Below are 18266 nucleotides of genomic sequence, written 5' to 3' on the forward strand. Positions count from 1 at the left end.
GGGCCTCAATGCTTGGCCAGGAAATCCGACATATCGTCGGCGTGCTCTTCCTCGACCGCCAGGATCTCCTCGAGCAGGCGGCGCGTGGTGGAATCCTGTTCGCCGATGTAGTCGATCATCTGCCGGTAGCTGTCGATGGCGATGCGCTCGGCGATCAGGTTTTCCTTGATCATCTCTTCGAGCGTGGCGCCTTCGATGTACTCGGAGTGGCTGCGGTCCAGCAGGCCCTTGGGCGACAGGTTGGGTTCGCCGCCGAGTTGCACGATGCGCTCGGCCAGCTTGTCGGCGTGGTCCTGCTCCTGGGTGGCGTGCTCGGCGAATTCCGCCGCCACCGGCTCGGCGTTCAGGCCGCGGGCCATGAAGAAGTGGCGCTTGTAGCGCAGCACACAGACGATCTCGGTGGCCAACGCCTCGTTCAGCAGCTTGAGCACGGTCTGACGGTCGGCGCGATAGGTATCGGTGACGGCACCGGATTCGATGTCCTGGCGCGCCTTGGCGCGGATCGCCTTCACATCCATGTCGAAGGGGCGGCTCGCCTGTTCGCGGTTACGGGTCGTGTTTTCCATATCGTTAGCTCCTTGTGGGTTGGCAATACGACGCTGGACTTCCAGTCGTTCCGAACAACCCAGTCTACCGGCCATGCGAAAAGATGCTGTGTCCAAACATTGCCCACAGCCCCGGATCGGGCTTTCAGGCGAAACGCCAAACCCCGCGCGGCGCTTCTCGTAAACTATCGGCTTCCCGAAAGGCCCGTGACGCAATCTGTAACGGGCTCGGCAATGAATAACGTCATATGACCCTGAAGAACATCTGCGTCTATTGCGGCTCCAATCCCGGTGCGCGCCCCGAATACCTCGAACAGGCCCGCGTGCTGGCGCGCGAACTGGTCAAGCGCGGCCTCGGCCTGGTCTACGGCGGCTCGGTCGTCGGCATCATGGGCGTGATCGCCAACGAGGTGCTGGCCGGCGGCGGCCGCGTGATCGGCGTGATCCCGGAACTGCTGCAGAAGAAGGAACAGGCCCATCGCGGCCTGACCGAACTGCACCTGGTGCAGAACATGCACGAGCGCAAGGCCATGATGATGGAAAAAGCCGACGGCTTCATCGCGCTGCCTGGCGGCGCCGGCACGCTGGAAGAGTTCTTCGAGGTCTGGACCTGGGCCCAGCTCGGCATGCACAGCAAGCCCTGCGGCCTGCTCAACATCGCCGGCTACTACGACGCGCTGATGCAGTTCGTCGATCACGCGGTCGAGGAAGCCTTCATGCGCCCCCAGCACCGCGACATGCTGGTGGTGGAAAGCGATCCGGCCACGCTGCTGGACCGCTACGCCATCTACGAGCCGCCCAACGTCTCCAAGTGGTTCGAGCCGGTCAAGCCCGAGCACCGCGCCCCTTAACCCACTTCCAAGGAAAGCCCCGCAATGTCCTCCGGTTCGTCGTCTCCCGCCAGCACCGAGTCCGTATTGCGCGATTACTTCCACGCTAAGGACGAAAACCGCCCGCACTACATGGCGCGTGCTTTCGCGCCGGAAGCGGTGCTGAAGATGGCGCTGCGTACGCAGGCCATCGCGTTCCCGCCCGAGTCCCACGGCCTGGCCGCGATCACCGACACGCTGGTGCGCAAGTTCGGCCAGACCTACGACAACGTCTACACCTTCTACCTGGCGCGGCCCGCGTCCGATGCGCATCTGTCCGATTATTCCTGTGACTGGATTGTCGGCATGACCGAGAAGGCCACGGGCAACGTGCGGGTGGGCTGTGGCCGCTATGACTGGACCTTCCAGCCCGACCCCTACCGCGCCACGCACCTGACCATCACCATCGAGACCATGGTGACGCTGCCGGCCAGCGACACCGACGCCGTCTTCGGCTGGCTGCTGGGGCTGGATTATCCCTGGACCAACGCGCGGCGCGTCGTCGCCGGGGCCCCGCCGCTTGAAGACCTGGCGCCCGTGGTGCAGTATCTGCTTCACCCCATGTAGCCCGGCATCGGATTGTTTACTTGAAATACGACCTCGCAGCCTTCGATTTCGACGGAACCTTGGCGGACACCATGCCCTGGTTCAATTCCATCCTGAACACCGTTGCCGACAAATACGGTTTTCGCAAGATCGACGCCGCCGAGCGCGAGCAATTGCGCCACCGCGACGCCACCGAAATCCTGAAATTCCTGGGCATCCCGCTGTGGAAGCTGCCCGCCATCCTGGCGCACGCGCGCACGCTGATGCAGGAGATCGATCCCGGCGTCCATATGTTCGACGGCATTCCGCAGGCGCTGGCGCGCATGAAGGCGGACGGCCTGCGCCTGGCCGTGGTCAGCTCCAATTCGCTCGAAAACGTGCAGCGCGTGCTCGGACCGGAAACCGCCGCGCTGTTCGACGACTATGAATGCGGCACCGACCTGTTCGGCAAGGCCGCCAAGATTGAACGCCTGCTGCAACGCCATGGCACGCCCGCGGCGCGCTTCCTGCTGATCGGCGACGAAATACGCGACATCGACGCGGCCCGCAAGGCCGGCGTGCAGGTGGGCTCGGTGGCCTGGGGCTACAACCACGTGGACGCGCTGCGCGAGCGCGCCCCCGACGAATTGATCATGCAGGTCGCCGACCTGCCCGCCGTGCTGGCCTGAGCGGCCGCCCTCCGAGGAAACAGAATGGCGCGCAATGTCGAGATCAAGGCCCGGGTCGCCAGCCTGGCCGCCCTCGAACCGCTGGCGGCGGCGCTATCGGGCGCCGCGCCCGTGGGCATCGCCCAGGACGACACCTTCTTCGCCTGCGCCAACGGCCGCCTCAAGCTGCGCGACTTCGGCGACGGCACGGGCGAACTGATCTTCTACCGCCGCGCCGACGATACCGGACCCAAGGAAAGCTTCTACGTCATCTCGCCGACAGCGGCGCCCGACACCCTGCGCGAAACGCTGGCGCTGGCCCACGGCGTGATCGGCCGCGTGCGCAAGCAGCGCCTGCTGTTCATGGCCGGGCGCACCCGCATCCACCTGGACCGGGTCGAAGGGCTGGGGGAATTCCTGGAACTGGAGGTCGTGCTGCGCGATGGCGAAAGCGTCGAGGCCGGCATGGCCGAGGCTCACGAACTGCTCGCCAGCCTGCAGGTCGCGCCGGACCAGTTGTTGGCGGGCGCCTACCTGGACCTGCTGGCCGGGCGCCCCTGACAAAGGGCGGCCCGCCACGACGCGGCCGTGTACGGCGTCAGGCCGGCTGCCAGCCGCGCACGAATACGTCCACCGGCTGGCGCTTGCCGCCGGCCTTCTGCAGCTCCAGCAAGCGCAGCACGCCCTCGCCGGTCGCGATGTCGATGCCTTCGGCATCCGCGCGCAGCACGCTGCCCGGCGCCGCGGTGGCAGGCTGCGGCAAGGCCTGCGCGCGCCACACCTTCACGGGATCGGCCAAACCGGGCAGGCGAATGCTGGCGCCCGGCACCGGATTGAAGGCGCGCACGCGGCGCGACAGCAATTCGGCCGGCTGGCGGCAATCGAGCGCGGCCTCGGCCTTGTCCAGCTTGGCGGCATAGGTCACGCCTTCCTCGGGCTGCGGAGTGGGCGTCAGGCCGCCCTGGGCCAGCGCGGCCAGGGCCGCCACGATCGCCTCGCCGCCGGCCTGCGCCAGCGCGTCGTGCAATTGCGCGGCATTGGCGTCGGCGCCGATCGGCACGATGCGTTCGAGCAGCATGTCGCCGGTATCCAGGCCCGCATCCATCTGCATGATGGTGACCCCGCTGCGGTCATCACCCGCCTCGATGGCACGCTGGATCGGCGCCGCGCCGCGCCAGCGCGGCAGCAGGCTGGCGTGGATGTTCAGGCAGCCCAGGCGCGGCAGGTCGAGCACCCACTGCGGCAGGATCAGGCCATAGGCGGCGACCACCATCACATCGGGCGCCACGCGTTCGAGCAAGGCGCGCGCCTCGGCAGCTTCATCGGGATAACGGCCATCCAGCCGCAGGCTGCGCGGCTGGGCCACCTCGATGCCGGCGTCCAGCGCCGCCTGCTTGACGGGGCTGGGCGTCAGCTTGAGCCCGCGCCCGGCCGGACGGTCGGGCTGGGTCATGACCAGGGGAATATCGTGCCCCGCCGCCCGCAGGGCGTCGAAGGCGATACGGGCGAATTCCGGCGTGCCGGCAAAAACGAGGCGCATGGGGATCGGACCGGGAAGAAGGAGACGGGCGTCAGGCGCGCAGCGCTTCGCGCTCGGCCTTTTTCAGCTTGGTCTTGATACGGTTCTGCTTCAGGTTGGACAGGTATTCGACGAATACCTTGCCCTCCAGGTGGTCGAGCTCGTGCTGCACGCACACCGCCAGCAGGCCGTCGGCGTCGAACTCGAACGGCTTGCCGTCGATGTTCAGGGCTTTGCAGCGGATGCGCGAGGCGCGCTCGACTTCGTCGTAGATGCCGGGAACCGACAGGCAGCCTTCCTCGTAGATCTTGTAATCGTCGCTGCGCCAGGTGATCTCGGGATTGATCAGCACCAGCAGTTGGTTGCTTTCTTCGGAGACGTCGATGACGACCACGCGCTCGTGCACGTCGACCTGGGTCGCGGCCAGGCCCACGCCCGGCGCGTCGTACATGGTTTCGGCCATGTCGCGCACCAGTTGACGGATGCGGTCATCGACCTCGGCGACCGGCTTGGCCTTTTTGTGCAAGCGCGGATCCGGGTAGCGAAGAATAGGGAGTAAAGCCATTGAAAAGGGATCGTCGGTAATTGGTGTCCGAGTAAGAGTTTAATTCATTAGAGTCTTGATTTCTAATAGTTTTCGGCTAAACCAGGGATTATCGAAGACCGGCCCGACCCCGTTTTGGCCAGCGGCGGCCGGGACGATTCGGTCCGCCCCGCGTGGTCCCACCCGGCCGCCGTGCGACACTCTCGGACGTCCGGCGCGCCTGTGCGCGCTTCGCCCCCTGCCTTTGCCGCGCCGGCCCGCCCGGCGCCCTTGCCCATGCCGCTCACCCACACCGCCGCTGAATTGTCCGCCTGGCTGCGCCTGTCCCTGGAACCGGGTATCGGTTCTGCCACCGCCTGCACGCTGCTGGGCGCCCTGGGCCTACCCGAACAGATCTACGCCCAGCGCGCCACGGCCCTGGCGCGCCAACTGCCGGAGGCGCTGGCACGCCAGCTGGCCGCGCCCATGCCGGCCGATATGGCGGCCCAGGTCGACAGCGCGCTGCAATGGGTCGAGGCGCCCGGCCACCACGTCCTGACGCTGTCCGACCCGGGCTATCCGCAAAACCTGCTGACGATCGCCGATCCCCCCATCCTGCTCTACGTGACCGGCGACCCGGCCTATCTGCAGGGGCCGGCGTTGGCGGTGGTGGGCGCGCGCAACGCCACGCCCGGCGGCCAGGAAAACGCCCGCGCCTTCGCCCGCCACCTGGCCGACCATGGCTGGCGCGTGATCAGCGGCCTGGCCCTGGGTATCGACGCGGCGGCCCATGAAGGCGCGCTGGAGGCCGGCCCTGAGGGCGCCGGCACCGTCGCCGTCATGGGCACCGGCATCGACCGCATCTATCCCGCGCGCCACCGCGATCTGGCGCATCGCATCGCCGCGCACGGCGCGCTGGTGTCGGAACTGCCGCTGGGCACGGGCGCCCTGCCGCAGCACTTCCCCAAGCGCAATCGCATCGTGGCCGGGCTGGCCCGGGGCGTGCTGGTAGTGGAGGCGGCCAGGCAGAGCGGCTCGCTGATCACCGCGCGGCTGGCGGGCGAAAGCGGGCGCGAGGTGTTCGCCATTCCCGGCTCGATCCATTCGCCGCTGTCGCGCGGTTGCCATGCGCTGATCCGCCAGGGCGCCAAGCTGGTGGAAACCGCCGCCGACATCACCGACGAGCTGGGCGGCGGACCGCAGCCAGGCGCCCGCCGCGCCCAGGCGCCGGCCGCAGACACGGCCCCCGTTCATCCGGTGCTCGACGCGCTCGGCTTCGACCCCCTGCACCTGGACGCGCTGCAGGCGCGCTGCGGCCTGGACACCGCCACGCTGCAGGCGCAATTGCTCGAACTCGAACTGGCCGCGTGCGTCGCGCGCCTGGACGACGGCCGCTTCCAGCGCCTGAAGTAACGGCGCCGCGCCCGGACGAGGCGGCGTCGTGGCCGGCGCGCGGACGCCCTCGCGGCAAGCCACGGACAGCGCCCTTGGCGATGGCGCTAATATTGTCTCTGGCACCGGGCCGCCGCCGCGGCCGCCCGCCGATACCGATACAGGAAGAGACATGGCATTGCCCACACGCGTCAAGATCGTCGAGGTTTCGCCCCGCGACGGCCTGCAGAACGAAAAGGAATTCGTGCCCACCGACATCAAGGTGGAACTGATCGACCGCCTCGCGGCCGCCGGCTTTCCCAACGTCGAGGCGGCCTCGTTCGTGTCGCCCAAGTGGGTGCCGCAGATGGCCGACGGCGCCGACGTCATGGCGCGCATCCAGCGCCGCCCCGGCACGATCTACTCGGTGCTCACGCCCAACATGAAGGGCTTCGAGGGCGCCCTGGCGGCCCGCGCGGACGAAATCGTCATCTTCGGCGCGGCCAGCGAAGCCTTCTCGCAAAAGAACATCAACTGCTCCATCGCCGAATCCATTGCGCGCTTCGAGCCCGTGGTGCAGGCCGCGCGCGAGGCCGGCATCCGCGTGCGCGGCAGCATCAGTTGCGCGCTGGGCTGTCCGTACCAGGGAGAAGTGCCGATCGAAGCCGTGGTCGACGTGGCCCAGCGCTACCTGGCCATGCAGGTCGACGAGATCGACGTGGCCGACACCATCGGCGTGGGCACGCCGCAGCGCGTGCGCGACGTGATGGCCGCGGTCACCCGCGTGGTCGATCCGGCGCGCGTCTCGGGCCACTTCCACGATACCTATGGCCAGGCGCTGGCCAACATCCTGGCCTCGCTCGAAACCGGCATCTCGATCTTCCACGCCTCGGTGTCCGGCCTGGGGGGCTGCCCCTACGCCAAGGGCGCGACCGGCAACGTCGCCACCGAAGACGTGCTGTACATGCTGCGCGGCCTGGACATCGACACCGGCGTGGACTTCGACGCGGTGGTCGACATCGGCCAATGGATGTCGGCCAACCTGAACCGCAAGGGCTCCAGCCGGGCCGGGAACGCCATTGCCGCCAAGCGGGCCGCCTGACGCGGAAAACCCGTAGAATGGCTGCGCGCGTTTCGCGTGAGCGCCGGGGCCACCCGGCGCACGTCTTCTCGCCACGCTACCGGAATCCCGCCGCCGCATGACGTCCCCCGTCCCGCCCCCCTCGCCCGAGGATCACGCCGCCCTGTTGCGCGCCATCGGCCCGCTGCCCCTGTCGGGGCAGGCCTGGCCCGATTGGGTGCGCATCCTGACCTGGGTCATCCTGGCCGTGCTAGGCGTGCAGGTCGTCACCAGCGGCATCCGCGCCCCGGGCCAGCCGCTGGACAGTTCCATGGCCGTGGTGGCGGGCCTGTGCTTCATCGGCCTGCTGTTCGTGTCGTGGCATATGCAGACCTCCATCACCACCATCGACGAACACGGCCTGCGCCAGACCTGGTTCTCGCGCCGCGAGGTCGCCTGGGAAGACGTGCGCGAGGCCCGCTTCGTGCCGATGATTTTCTCCAAGCGGCTGGTGGTCTTCACGCGCCGCGGCCGGCCGGTGATCTTCCAGGGCGGCACGCGCGAACTGCGCGCGGCGTTCACCCGCATCGCCCAGGTATATCAACGCCGCTGACGATCCGGGCCAGGCAAAAAAAACCGATGCCGCGGCATCGGTTTTTTTTGCGCGGCCGCGGCCCCCGGGGGCCTGCTCGCGCCGCGCTCAGCGGATCGGCAGCGCGTACATCAAACCGCCCTGCGTCCATTGCGCATTCAGGCCGCGCTTGATCTTCAGCGGGCTGCCCTGGCCGACATTGCGCTCGAAACTCTCGCCGTAATTGCCGACCTGCTTGATGATGTTGTAGGCCCACTTCTCGTCCAGCCCCAGGTTGGCGCCGGCGCCAGGCGTCACGCCCAGGATGCGCTTGATGTTGGGGTTGTTGCTCTTGGTCTGCTCATCCACGTTGCGGGAGGTCACGCCGTACTCCTCGGCCTCGATCATGGCCGACAGCGACCAGCGCACGACGTTCAGCCAGGCGTCGTCGCCCTGGCGCACGAACGGACCCAGCGGTTCCTTCGAGATGATCTCGGGCAGCACCACGTAGTCATCGGGATTCTGCAGCTTGGAGATGCGGATCGAGGCCAGGCCCGAGGCGTCGGTCGAGAACACGTCGCAGCGGCCCGCGGCGAAGGCGTTGACCACTTCGTTGAAGGTCTCGATCACCACCGGTTTGTAGGTGACGTTGTTGGCGCGCGCCCAGTCGGCCAGCGTGTTCTCGTTGGAGGTACCGGTCTGCAGGCAAATGGTCGCGCCGTTGATCTCCTTGGCGCTCTTGACGCCCAGCGACTTGGGCACCAGGAAGCCCTGGCCATCGTAGAAATTGATGCCGGCATGGATCAGGCCCAGCGCCGTGTCGCGCTGCTGCGTCACGGTGGTGTTGCGGGTCAGCACGTCGACTTCGCCGGACTGCAGCGCGGTGAAGCGCTGCTGTGAATTGAGCGGCACCACCTTGATCTTGTCGGCATCGCCGAACACGGCCGCGGCGATGGCGCGGCACAGGTCAACGTCCAGCCCCTGCCACTTGCCCTGCGCGTCGGGCGCGGAAAAACCGGCAAAGCCGGTGGTGGTGCCGCAGGCGACCGCGCCGCGCTGGCGCACCACGTCCAGCGTTGCCGCCTGCGCCCCTTGTGCCACGACAAACAGCATCGCCGCGCCCGCCAACCCTTTTGCAATGTTCATGACTCGTTTTCCTGTTGTTCCGGGACGCGCGAGCGCGTCAAGGCGAGAAGCTTATCGGCCCGCGGCGCTTCCGCCAAATAACCAGCATGCATTTGGGTATATCACGCCGCCAGCGAGATCGACACCGGTTCGTTGGCCTCGCAGGCATCCAGCGCGCGGCTCAGGCGCTCCATGCCCTGGGCGATCTGGCTTTCGTTCATGGTGGCGAACGACATGCGCATGGCATGCAGGTCGGCCCGCGCCGGGTCGGCGTAGAACGCCTTGCCGGGCACGTAGACCACCTCGTGCTCGATCGCGTAGGGCAACAGGCGGGTGGCGTCCACCTCGCCGGTCAGGCGCGCCCAGAAGAACATGCCGCCCTCGGGCTTGCTGAAGGTGATGCGGCCGTCCAGCTCGCGCGCCAGGGCCGTGGCCATGGCGTCGCAGCGCTGGCCATAGGCCGCCCGGATACGCGGCACGTGCTCTTCATAGCGGCCGTTGGCCAGGTATTGCGCGACCACTTCCTGGATCCAGGCGGACGAGGCCATATCGTCGGCGGCCTTGGCGCCAACACAGCGGCGGCGGATCTCGGCCGGCGCCACCAGCCAGCCGATGCGCAGGGCCGGCGCCATGGTCTTGGACATGCTGGCCAGATACACGGCCCAGTGGCGGGCCTCGCCCTCGGCCAGCGCCATGATCGGCGGCACCGCTTCGCCGGCGAAGCGCAGCTCGCTGTAGGGGTCGTCCTCGACAATCAGGAAACGGTGCTTGACCGCCAGGTCCAGCAGGCGCAAACGGCGCTGGCGCGAAAGGGTGGCGCCGCAGGGATTGGAAAACGACGCCACCACACACACGATCTTGGGCTTGACGCGGGAGGCCAGCTCGTCGAGCGCGTCGATGTCGATGCCGTCAGGGCCCGATGCCACGGTGTGCACGGTGGCGCCGGTGTAGCGCAGCGCCTGCACGGAATTGGGGAAAGCGGGCGATTCGATGATGGCGTGGTCGCCCGGTTGCAGCATCACCCGGCTCAACAGTGCCAGCGCCTGCTGCGAACCGCCGGTGACGGCCAGCTCGGTATCCGCGTTGCACTGCAGGCCGCGCGCCGCCGACAAGCGGGCCAGTTCATGGCGCAGGCTGGCCTGGCCATCGATGTTCGAATACTGCAGGCAGGCGCCCAGGCGCGCCAGCACCTGGGTCGAAGCAATCGACAGGCCATCCACGTCGAACAGTTCCTGGGCGGGATAGCCGCCCGCCAGCGAGATCGTGCCCGGGCGCAACGCGTAGGGCATGAGCGAACGGATCGGAGAAGCGGGGGGATTCAGGAAGGGCGTGGCAAAAGCGTACTCGGGCGCGGCGCTGGACATGGCGGAGGGGAACAACGAGAAGGGGAAGGAAGCCGCACGATCCATCGGGACCACGCCGGCGGGGCTAGAACATTGAAATCTAAACAAATGTGCTGAAATTCTAAGCCTGCGCTTTGGACAGGGTCAACGAAGATGGCGCCGGGCGCGGCCCCGGTGTGGCGAAACGGTGCGCGCGCGTCCTACACTATGGGACATCCCTTTCCCAAGAGAGCCGCATGACCGAAGTAGACACCATGGCCACCCGCCTGGCCCGGATCCGGCAACGCATCGCCCAGGCCTGCGCACGCGCCGGCCGGACGCCGGACAGCGTGACCCTGCTGCCCGTCAGCAAGACATTCGAGGTCGACGCCATCCGCGAGGCCATGGCGCTGGGCCTGAACCGCTTCGGCGAGAACAAGACCCAGGAATTGCGCCAGAAGGCCGCGGCCCTGGCCGGCCAGGGCCTGCAATGGGTGCTGATCGGCCACCTGCAGACCAACAAAGCCAAGGACGCCGCCCGCGACGCCACCGAACTGCAATCGCTCGACCGCCTGGATCTGGCCGAGGCGCTGCACCGTCGCCTGGTCAACGAGGGTCGGACCCTGGACGTGCTGGTGCAGGTCAAGACCTCCACCGAGCCCAGCAAGTACGGCATGGCGCCCGGCGATGTCGCCGCCTTTCTGCGCCGCATCGCGGCGGACTTCCCCACGTTGCGCGTGCAGGGCCTGATGACCATGGCCGTGAATTCCCCCGATGCGCTGGCGGTCCGCGCCTGCTTCAGCGCCCTGCGCGAGCTGCGCGACCAACTGCGCCAGGAAGGCCTCCCCGGCGTATCGCTGGAACGGCTGTCGATGGGAATGAGCGGCGATTTCGAGCTGGCGATCGAGGAAGGCTCGACCGAAGTGCGCATCGGCACCGCCATCTTCGGCGCCCGCAGCTACCCCGATCCGCAATAAGTCGCTGATTCCGGGGCGCGAAACAGGCGCATATTGCCGCGCGCCCGGGGCATAATAGCGTCGCAAAAAAATGAGGAGACATTCCATGCACAAGCACGCCCGGCGCCTGTTGGCGCTTGCCGCCCTGTCGCTCGCCGCCACCACGGCCGCAGCCCAATCCTGGCCCGCCCAGCCCATCCGCTGGATCGTGCCCTACCCGGCCGGCGGCGGCGCCGACGTGGTCGCGCGCACCGTCGCCAGCGGCATGGAAAAGCCGCTGGGCCAGACCATCGTGGTCGAGAACCGCCCTGGCGCCGCCACCATCATCGGCGCCACCGCGATCTCGCAGGCCGACCCTACCGGCTACGTCATCGGCACCGCCGACTCCGGCACGCTGGCCTACAACCCGACGCTGTACGCCAAGCTGGCCTATGACCCGGCCAAGTTCACCTACATCGGCGGCATCGCCAAGTTCCCGCTGCTGCTGGCGGTGAACGTCAATTCGCCCTACAAGACGGTCGCTGACGTGATCCAGGCCGCCAAGAAGGAACCCGGCAAGCTGACCGCCGCCTCGGCCGGCGCCGGCTCGCCGCACCATCTGGCGCTGGAGCTGTTCAAACAGCGCACCGGCGCCAACCTGCTGCACGTGCCCTACAAGGGCGCGGCACCCGCGATCCAGGACCTGCTGGGCGGACAGGTGGACGTGATGTTCATCGACCTGGCCGCCGGCCTGCCCAACGTCAAGGCCGGCAAACTGCGCGTGCTGGGCGCGGCCACACCCGAGCGCGTCGCCGTGCTGCCCGACACGCCCACCATGGCCGAACAGGGCGTGTCCGACTTCACCGCCTACGCCTGGCAAGGCCTGGTGGCTCCCGCCGGCCTGCCCGAGCCGGTGGTCAAGAAGCTGTCCGCCGAACTCGACGCCACGCTGAAGTCGCCGGCCGTTTCGCAGAAGATGCTGGACATGGGCGTGATCCCGATGCCGATGTCGGCGCAGGACTTCAAGGCTTATGCCGACAAGGAACGCGCCACCTGGGCCGAAGTGATCAAGAAGGCCAACATCAAGCTCGAATGAGCCCGCCCTGCCCATGAAAAACGCGGCCCCCCACGGGGCCGCGTTTTTGTTTGGCGGCCGCGCCGGCCGCCCGCTGGGCCGGTCACTTGCCCGGCAGCCGGACCGCCAGGCGCAGCGACTCCACGCACCGCCGGCCCTGTTCGATGGCCTGGCCGAACGCCTCGGACACGATATCGTCGTGGCTGAACCAGCTGACCTTGCGCACGCTGCGATACCGGTATTGGTAACCCGATGCGGCGGGCTTGCCGTCCAGGTCCACGTCGATCCAGGGCGACCGCACCTGGCAATGCAGCGCCGGCGCGTCGACCCGGCCGCCCGCCAACGTCACGTCGTAGGACGCGGTTTCGGGCGTGCCCAGGTAGATATCCGCCAACTGGCCGGTCTGGCGATAGCGCGCAAAAGACTCCCACTCATCGCCCAAGTGCGATTGCGCATACAGATATTGCCCGCCCACCCGTTCCAGCGCACGCAGATCGCGCAGCGTGGCGTCGATGCGATACGCGGCGGGCACCACGAAATCGCTGGCGGCGCGTTGCAGCTGGCAGTCCTGGTTCTCGGCGGCAAAGCCGCGGCACAGGGCCTGGTCCATCGCCGTCGCGCCGTTCTGCCGATCACCCACGCTGACTTGCGCCGCCACCATGCGCCCGAGCTCGACCGAGGCGCGCACCCGGGCCTGGCCGCCTTCGCCGAAACGTTCGTTGCGCGTCACCGCGACGCCGACGCCGGGACTTTCCAGCGGGATATCCTCGCGCCGCACATTGCCCTGGCGGTCCATGACGAACGCCCAGCGCTGCTGAATGTCGGGCATAGTGAAGCCCGGCACGAACACGGGATTGGTGGGGTCCAGCCACCAGGTCGCGCCCTGCACCCGGGCCCGCACGATGGCGTGATTGGGCGCCGCCAGCCCGGGCAGCAGGACCGCCGGCGCCAGGGTGCCGCGCGCCACCAGCGCGGGTTCGGCCTCGATGCCGGCCGCACGCAGCATGGCCACCAGCAACACGGCCAGATCCTTGCAGTCGCCATAGCCACGGCGCTCGATCTCGTCGAGCGCGAACGGAATCTGGCCGCGCTCGCTGCTGCGCCAGTCGCCCAGGTAGCGGTAGTGTTCGTGCAAATGGCGCATCAGGCCGGCCACCGCCTGCGGCCCGGGCTGGCCGCGCTGCGCCGCGACCGCCGCGGCGGCGTTCGGCGGCAGCGCGGCCGACAGGATCGCGTTGTAGCGCTTGGCGAACGGCCCGAAGTAATCCTGCAGCGCGTCGGAACTGCCAATTTCCAGGCGCGGCGCCTGCCGCAGATAACCGCGGTCCGACTCGTTGACGTAGGCGTAGTAGTACGGCGGGGCCTTCAGCGCCACCGTGATGTGCTTGGCGTCGGGCGTTGCCTCGATGCGGTAGTCATCCATGGCCTGGCCGCGCCAGACCATCGGGCGGTCGGCGCTGAACTCGGCCCGGAAGCGCTCCTGGCGCACGGCGCGCGGCTGCAGGTCGAGCAGGTAGTGGAATTGTGTGGCCGACGGCACGCCGGCAAAGCGTTCGCGCAGGGTGTAGACGATGGTGCTGCCCACCCGCAGGTTGGGAAAGGCCAGCGACGTCTGCTTCTGCCGCAGAAAGCCCTGATCCGGATTGGGCGCCATGCGCGTATCGATCTGCGTGGCCGACAGCGGAACCGGCTTCTCGCCGGGCTGGATCAGCTCGGCGCGCTCGACCTTCAGGCTGTCGTTTTCGGCATAGCTGCGGTCGATGCGCGAAACCAGCTCGCGTCCGGCCAGGGTCAGGATGGTGTAGCGGTAGGTGCTCACGCACTCGGTGCTGTTGTCCTGGCCGAAGCGGCAGTGGAACTCGGTGTCGCCGGACAGGGGGGCCTCGCCGATGGGTTGACGCGCGGCGTGGGCCGGCAGGCTGGCCATGGCCGCCAGGAGCGCGGCCAGGAGGGGACTACGGGGAAAAACAGACATGGGCAATGCATCGCCTCTATTCAAAACTGAGACGCAATATTATTTGCAATAAAATTGCAACACAAGCTCTGCGTGGCCTGCGGCCCCCGGCGCGCCCCAAACAAAACGCCCGGCGTCACCGCCGGGCGTTCCGCCCTGCCTATCCGCGAAGGCAGCGTCCTACACCAGCACGCGCTCGATGCCGCCCGCGTTGGCGCGGCGCACGTAGTCTTCCATCCAGCCTTCACCCAGGATGTGGCGCGCCATTTCGACCACGATGTAATCGGCGTCCATGCCGGTGTCGCCCTCGTAGCGCGACAGGCCCTGCAGGCACGACGGGCACGAGGTCAGCACCTTGATGTCACCCGTGAAGCCGTCGCTGCGCAACGCGGCATCGCCCTTGAGCAGTTCTTCCTGCTTGCGAAAGCGCACCTGCGTCGAGATGTCCGGCCGGCTGACCGCCAGCGTGCCCGATTCGCCGCAGCAGCGATCGCTCTTGACAGCGCCATCGCCCACCAGCGACCGCACGGTCTTCATCGGGTCCTGCAGCTTCATCGGCGTGTGACAGGGGTCGTGGTACATGTAGCGCACGCCTTTGGCCCCTTCCAGCTTGATCCCCTTTTCCAGCAGGTATTCGTGGATGTCGATCAGGCGGCAGCCCGGGAAGATCTTCTCGAACTCGTAGCCGGCCAACTGGTCGTAGCAGGTGCCACAGCTGACCACCACGGTCTTGATGTCCAGGTAGTTGAGCGTGTTGGCAACGCGATGGAACAGCACCCGGTTGTCGGTGATGATCTGCTCGGCCTTGTCGGTCATGCCGTTGCCGCGCTGCGGATAGCCGCAGCACAGGTAGCCCGGCGGCAGCACGGTCTGCACGCCGGCATGCCACAGCATCGCCTGCGTGGCCAGGCCGACCTGCGAGAACAACCGCTCCGACCCACAGCCCGGGAAGTAGAACACCGCTTCCGTGTCGGCCGTGGTGGCCTTGGGATCGCGGATGATCGGCACGTAGTTCGCGTCCTCGATGTCCAGCAGCTTGCGCGCGGTCTGCTTGGGCAGCCCGCCCGGCATCTTCTTGTTGACGAAGTGCACCACCTGCTCGCGCAGCGGCGGCTTGCCGACCGTGGCCGGCGGCGCCGAGGTCTGCTTCTTCACCAGGCCCGACAGCAGGTCATGCGCGGCCCGCTGCACCTTGTAGCCCACGCCCACCATCGCCTTGCGGGTGGCGTTGATGGTGGCCGGGTCCTTGGCGTTCAGGAAGAACATGGCGCTGGCCGTGCCCGGATTGAACGACTTGCGGCCCATGCGGCGCAGCACGGCGCGCATGTTCATCGACACGTCGCCAAAGTCGATATCGACCGGACAGGGGTTGTAGCACTTGTGGCAGACGGTACAGTGATCGGCCACGTCCTCGAATTCTTCCCAGTGCTTCAGGCTGACGCCGCGGCGGGTCTGCTCTTCATACAGGAAGGCCTCGACCAGCAGCGAGGTCGCCAGGATCTTGTTGCGCGGCGAATACAGCAGATTGGCGCGCGGCACGTGGGTGGCGCACACCGGTTTGCACTTGCCGCAGCGCAGGCAGTCCTTGATCGAATCCGAAATGGCGCCGATGTCGCTCTGCTGCATGATCAGCGACTCGTGGCCCATCAGGTTGAAGCTGGGCGTCCAGGCATGGCGCAGGTCCGCGCCCGGCATCAGCTTGCCCGCGTTGAAGTGGCCATTGGGATCGACGCGGCGCTTGTAGGCCTGGAACGGCGCCAGTTCGGCTTCGGTCAGGAACTCGTACTTGGTCAGGCCGATGCCGTGCTCGCCCGAGATCACGCCGTCCAGGTCGCGCGCGATCTGCATGATGCGCTCGACGGCCTGGTGGGCCTCCTGCAGCATGCCGTAGTCGTCCGAGTTGACCGGGATGTTGGTGTGCACGTTGCCGTCGCCGGCGTGCATGTGCAGCGCCACGAACACGCGGCTCTTGAGCACGCGGCCGTGGATGGCGACCAGTTCGTCCAGGATCGGCTTGCGCGCCGCGCCCGAGAACGCGGCCTGCAGACCGGCCAGCACTTCGGTCTTCCACGACACGCGGATGGTGCGGTCCTGCACCACGTCGAACACGCGCGCCTGCGGCTGCGTCGCCAGACGCTCGGCCAGCGTGGGACGCAGATGCGCCATGCCCAGCCCGTCCAGCTGCGGCATGGCCTCGGCCAGCGGCAGGTCCAGGTTGTCCAGCAGCCACTGCCAGCGTTGGCGCGCCGCGGCCAGCAACTCGATGGCCTGGCGCGTGCGCTCGGCCAGCACCTCGGCGCGGGCTTCATCGTCGTCGGCGGCGTCTTCGGCCTTGCCGACGGGCAACGGCGTACAGAGGTAATCGTCCAGCGCGTCCAGCAGCCGCAGCTTGTTGCGGGTCGACAGCTCGATGTTGATGCGCTCGATATGGTCGGTGTACTCGCCCATGCGCGGCAGCGGGATCACCACGTCTTCGTTGATCTTGAAGGCGTTGGTATGGCGCGCGATCGCGGCGGTGCGCGAACGGTCCAGCCAGAATTTCTTGCGGGCCTCGGCGCTCACCGCCACGAAGCCTTCGCCGTGGCGCGTGTTGGCCAGCCGCACCACTTCGCTGGCGGCCACGGCGACGGCGTCTTCGTCATCGCCGACGATGTCGCCGATCAGCACCATCTTGGGCAGCGAACCGCGCTTGCTCTTGGTGGCGTAGCCGACCGCGCGCAGATAGCGTTCGTCCAGGTGCTCCAGGCCGGCCAGGATGGCGCCACGGGCGCGGCCCTCGCCGTCCAGGTAGCCCTTGACCTCGACGATCGACGGAATCGCGTCGCGCGCCTGGCCGAAGAACTCCATGCAGACCGTGCGGGTGTGCTTGGGCATGCGGTGCAGCACCCAGCGTGCCGAGGTGATCAGGCCGTCGCAGCCTTCCTTCTGGATACCCGGCAGGCCGGCCAGGAACTTATCGGTGACGTCCTTGCCCAGGCCTTCCTTGCGAAACACGCGGCCGGCGATCTCCAGGGTCTCGGTCTTGAGCAGGCGTTCGCCCGGCTTGCCGCGGCCGTCGAACCACTTGAGTTCAAAGCGGGCCACGTCCACGTCGTGGATCTTGCCCATGTTGTGGTCCAGGCGCGTCACTTCGAGCCAGTTGCCGTCCGGATCGACCATGCGCCACCAGGCCAGGTTGTCGAGCGCGGTGCCCCACAGCACGGCCTTCTTGCCGCCGGCGTTCATGGCGATGTTGCCGCCCACGCACGAGGCCTCGGCCGAGGTCGGGTCCACCGCGAACACGAAACCGGCCGCTTCGGCCGCTTCCGATACGCGCTTGGTCACCACGCCGGCGCCGGCATGGATGACGGCCACGGGCTCGGTCAGGCCCGGTAAAATACAGGACTCGACCTTGCCGAGCTTGTCGAATTTCTCGGTATTGATGACGGCCGACTTCCAGGTCAGCGGAATCGCGCCGCCGGTATAGCCGGTGCCGCCGCCGCGCGGCACGATGGTCAGGCCCAGCTCGATACAGGCGGTGACCAGCGCGGCGATCTCGTCCTCGGTATCCGGCGTCAGCACCACGAACGGGTACTCCACGCGCCAGTCGGTGGCGTCGGTCACGTGCGAGACGCGCGACAGGCCGTCGAACTTGATGTTGTCGCGCGCGGTGATGCGGCCCAGCACCTTCTGCGCCTGCTTGCGCAGCATGGTGGTCTGGTCGAACTCGCCCTCGAAGGCGGCAATGGCAGAACGCGCCCGTCCCAGCAGACTGAGCACTTTTTCATCACGGTGCGGATCATGGCCGGCCTCGGCCGGGGCGCCCGGCTCGCGGCGGCGGTCGATCTCGCCCAGGCGATGGTGCAGCGCGTCGATCAGTTGCTTGCGGCGCTTGGGATTGTCCAGCAGGTCGTCCTGCAGGTAGGGGTTGCGGCGCACCACCCAGATGTCGCCCAGCACCTCGTACAACATGCGGGCGGAGCGTCCGGTGCGGCGCTCGCCGCGCAGGTCGGTCAGCAGGCTCCAGGCGTCATCGCCCAGCAGACGGCCGACGATTTCCCGATCGGAAAACGACGTGTAGTTGTAGGGGATTTCGCGCAGTCGCGCGGGTGCTGCGGGCGGCATCGCCCCGTTCAAGATGTGGCTGGCGAGAGGGGCGTTCATGGCGGCAAGAGGGGGCCCTTAAAAAATTATTTTATGCCATTGGCCGGAACTGCCCCTGAAT

General features: G+C 67.6%; 16 protein-coding genes. 9 read left to right on the forward strand and 7 right to left on the reverse strand.

All coding sequences use genetic code 11. The annotated features are described in order from the left end of the window. Positions 1-5: 5 nt before the first annotated feature. Complete coding sequence (locus tag HV701_RS09595; protein WP_419761642.1) at positions 6-593, reverse strand: ferritin-like domain-containing protein; 588 nt, start codon at positions 591-593, stop codon at positions 6-8. Between the two features lie 200 nt (positions 594-793). On the opposite strand from HV701_RS09595, the gene HV701_RS09600 reads away from it, so the two are divergent. From HV701_RS09600 to HV701_RS09615, 4 genes are read left to right on the forward strand one after another with little or no spacing between them, the layout of a single operon-like run. Further along, positions 794-1396, forward strand: coding sequence for an LOG family protein (locus tag HV701_RS09600; protein ID WP_175132842.1), 603 nt, complete (start codon positions 794-796; stop codon positions 1394-1396). A 24-nt stretch (positions 1397-1420) separates the two neighbouring features. Continuing rightward, positions 1421-1981: a hypothetical protein gene (locus HV701_RS26740; RefSeq protein ID WP_175141291.1), complete on the forward strand. Its 561-nt coding sequence runs from the start codon at positions 1421-1423 to the stop codon at positions 1979-1981. A 20-nt stretch (positions 1982-2001) separates the two neighbouring features. Continuing rightward, positions 2002-2628 carry an HAD hydrolase-like protein gene (locus HV701_RS09610; RefSeq protein ID WP_175132843.1) on the forward strand — a complete coding sequence of 209 codons (627 nt, stop codon included), beginning with the start codon at positions 2002-2004 and terminating at the stop codon, positions 2626-2628. Between the two features lie 24 nt (positions 2629-2652). Beyond that, on the forward strand, positions 2653-3168 hold the full coding sequence (locus HV701_RS09615; protein WP_175132844.1) for a class IV adenylate cyclase: 516 nt from the start codon (positions 2653-2655) through the stop codon (positions 3166-3168). Positions 3169-3205: 37 nt separating this feature from the next. Here HV701_RS09615 and fmt read toward each other — a convergent pair whose 3' ends face one another. Both fmt and def read right to left on the reverse strand, forming a co-directional pair. Further along, positions 3206-4147: a methionyl-tRNA formyltransferase gene (gene fmt, locus HV701_RS09620; protein WP_175132845.1), complete on the reverse strand. Its 942-nt coding sequence runs from the start codon at positions 4145-4147 to the stop codon at positions 3206-3208. A gap of 31 nt (positions 4148-4178) precedes the next feature. Next, the gene (def, locus tag HV701_RS09625; RefSeq protein WP_175132846.1) at positions 4179-4691 is read right to left on the reverse strand and encodes a peptide deformylase; all 513 of its coding nucleotides are present in this window, start codon (positions 4689-4691) and stop codon (positions 4179-4181) included. Positions 4692-4946: 255 nt separating this feature from the next. On the opposite strand from def, the gene dprA reads away from it, so the two are divergent. The 3 genes from dprA (at position 4947) to HV701_RS09640 (ending at position 7693) form a co-directional block, all read left to right on the forward strand. After that, positions 4947-6062: a DNA-processing protein DprA gene (dprA, locus tag HV701_RS09630; RefSeq protein ID WP_175132847.1), complete on the forward strand. Its 1116-nt coding sequence runs from the start codon at positions 4947-4949 to the stop codon at positions 6060-6062. A gap of 151 nt (positions 6063-6213) precedes the next feature. Then, positions 6214-7122: a hydroxymethylglutaryl-CoA lyase gene (locus HV701_RS09635; RefSeq protein WP_175132848.1), complete on the forward strand. Its 909-nt coding sequence runs from the start codon at positions 6214-6216 to the stop codon at positions 7120-7122. 97 nt (positions 7123-7219) lie between these two features. Beyond that, a complete protein-coding gene (locus HV701_RS09640; RefSeq protein WP_175132849.1) occupies positions 7220-7693 on the forward strand; it encodes a hypothetical protein in 474 nt (157 codons plus the stop codon). An 87-nt stretch (positions 7694-7780) separates the two neighbouring features. Here the strand turns inward: HV701_RS09640 and HV701_RS09645 are convergent, their stop codons facing one another. Together HV701_RS09645 and HV701_RS09650 are read right to left on the reverse strand one after the other, a co-directional pair. Continuing rightward, positions 7781-8797, reverse strand: a complete 1017-nt coding sequence (locus HV701_RS09645; RefSeq protein ID WP_175132850.1) for an amino acid ABC transporter substrate-binding protein — start codon at positions 8795-8797, stop codon at positions 7781-7783. Positions 8798-8898: 101 nt separating this feature from the next. Continuing rightward, positions 8899-10140 carry an aminotransferase-like domain-containing protein gene (locus tag HV701_RS09650; RefSeq protein WP_175132879.1) on the reverse strand — a complete coding sequence of 414 codons (1242 nt, stop codon included), beginning with the start codon at positions 10138-10140 and terminating at the stop codon, positions 8899-8901. Between the two features lie 215 nt (positions 10141-10355). On the opposite strand from HV701_RS09650, the gene HV701_RS09655 reads away from it, so the two are divergent. Both HV701_RS09655 and HV701_RS09660 read left to right on the forward strand, forming a co-directional pair. Next, positions 10356-11075: a YggS family pyridoxal phosphate-dependent enzyme gene (locus tag HV701_RS09655; RefSeq protein WP_175132851.1), complete on the forward strand. Its 720-nt coding sequence runs from the start codon at positions 10356-10358 to the stop codon at positions 11073-11075. Positions 11076-11160: 85 nt separating this feature from the next. Next, positions 11161-12129, forward strand: coding sequence for a Bug family tripartite tricarboxylate transporter substrate binding protein (locus HV701_RS09660; RefSeq protein ID WP_175132852.1), 969 nt, complete (start codon positions 11161-11163; stop codon positions 12127-12129). An 82-nt stretch (positions 12130-12211) separates the two neighbouring features. Here HV701_RS09660 and HV701_RS09665 read toward each other — a convergent pair whose 3' ends face one another. Both HV701_RS09665 and HV701_RS09670 read right to left on the reverse strand, forming a co-directional pair. Beyond that, entirely contained in the window at positions 12212-14083 is a 1872-nt protein-coding gene (locus tag HV701_RS09665; RefSeq protein ID WP_175132853.1) for a DUF3857 domain-containing transglutaminase family protein, read from the reverse strand. Positions 14084-14242: 159 nt separating this feature from the next. Further along, entirely contained in the window at positions 14243-18205 is a 3963-nt protein-coding gene (locus tag HV701_RS09670; protein ID WP_175132854.1) for a DUF3683 domain-containing protein, read from the reverse strand. Between the last annotated feature and the right edge of the window lie 61 nt (positions 18206-18266).

The sequence above is a fragment of the Achromobacter pulmonis genome, from assembly GCF_902859765.1.
GTDB classification, from domain to species: domain Bacteria; phylum Pseudomonadota; class Gammaproteobacteria; order Burkholderiales; family Burkholderiaceae_B; genus Achromobacter; species Achromobacter pulmonis.

Coding starts and splice junctions, on each gene's coding strand:
- HV701_RS09670 (WP_175132854.1), bottom strand. CDS start 18,205: ATGAACGCCCCTCTCGCCAGCCACATCTTGAACGGGGCGATGCCGCCC.
- HV701_RS26740 (WP_175141291.1), top strand. CDS start 1,421: ATGTCCTCCGGTTCGTCGTCTCCCGCCAGCACCGAGTCCGTATTGCGC.
- HV701_RS09645 (WP_175132850.1), bottom strand. CDS start 8,797: ATGAACATTGCAAAAGGGTTGGCGGGCGCGGCGATGCTGTTTGTCGTG.
- HV701_RS09665 (WP_175132853.1), bottom strand. CDS start 14,083: ATGTCTGTTTTTCCCCGTAGTCCCCTCCTGGCCGCGCTCCTGGCGGCC.
- HV701_RS09660 (WP_175132852.1), top strand. CDS start 11,161: ATGCACAAGCACGCCCGGCGCCTGTTGGCGCTTGCCGCCCTGTCGCTC.
- dprA (WP_175132847.1), top strand. CDS start 4,947: ATGCCGCTCACCCACACCGCCGCTGAATTGTCCGCCTGGCTGCGCCTG.
- HV701_RS09655 (WP_175132851.1), top strand. CDS start 10,356: ATGACCGAAGTAGACACCATGGCCACCCGCCTGGCCCGGATCCGGCAA.
- HV701_RS09600 (WP_175132842.1), top strand. CDS start 794: ATGACCCTGAAGAACATCTGCGTCTATTGCGGCTCCAATCCCGGTGCG.
- fmt (WP_175132845.1), bottom strand. CDS start 4,147: ATGCGCCTCGTTTTTGCCGGCACGCCGGAATTCGCCCGTATCGCCTTC.
- HV701_RS09650 (WP_175132879.1), bottom strand. CDS start 10,140: ATGTCCAGCGCCGCGCCCGAGTACGCTTTTGCCACGCCCTTCCTGAAT.
- HV701_RS09615 (WP_175132844.1), top strand. CDS start 2,653: ATGGCGCGCAATGTCGAGATCAAGGCCCGGGTCGCCAGCCTGGCCGCC.
- def (WP_175132846.1), bottom strand. CDS start 4,691: ATGGCTTTACTCCCTATTCTTCGCTACCCGGATCCGCGCTTGCACAAA.
- HV701_RS09640 (WP_175132849.1), top strand. CDS start 7,220: ATGACGTCCCCCGTCCCGCCCCCCTCGCCCGAGGATCACGCCGCCCTG.
- HV701_RS09635 (WP_175132848.1), top strand. CDS start 6,214: ATGGCATTGCCCACACGCGTCAAGATCGTCGAGGTTTCGCCCCGCGAC.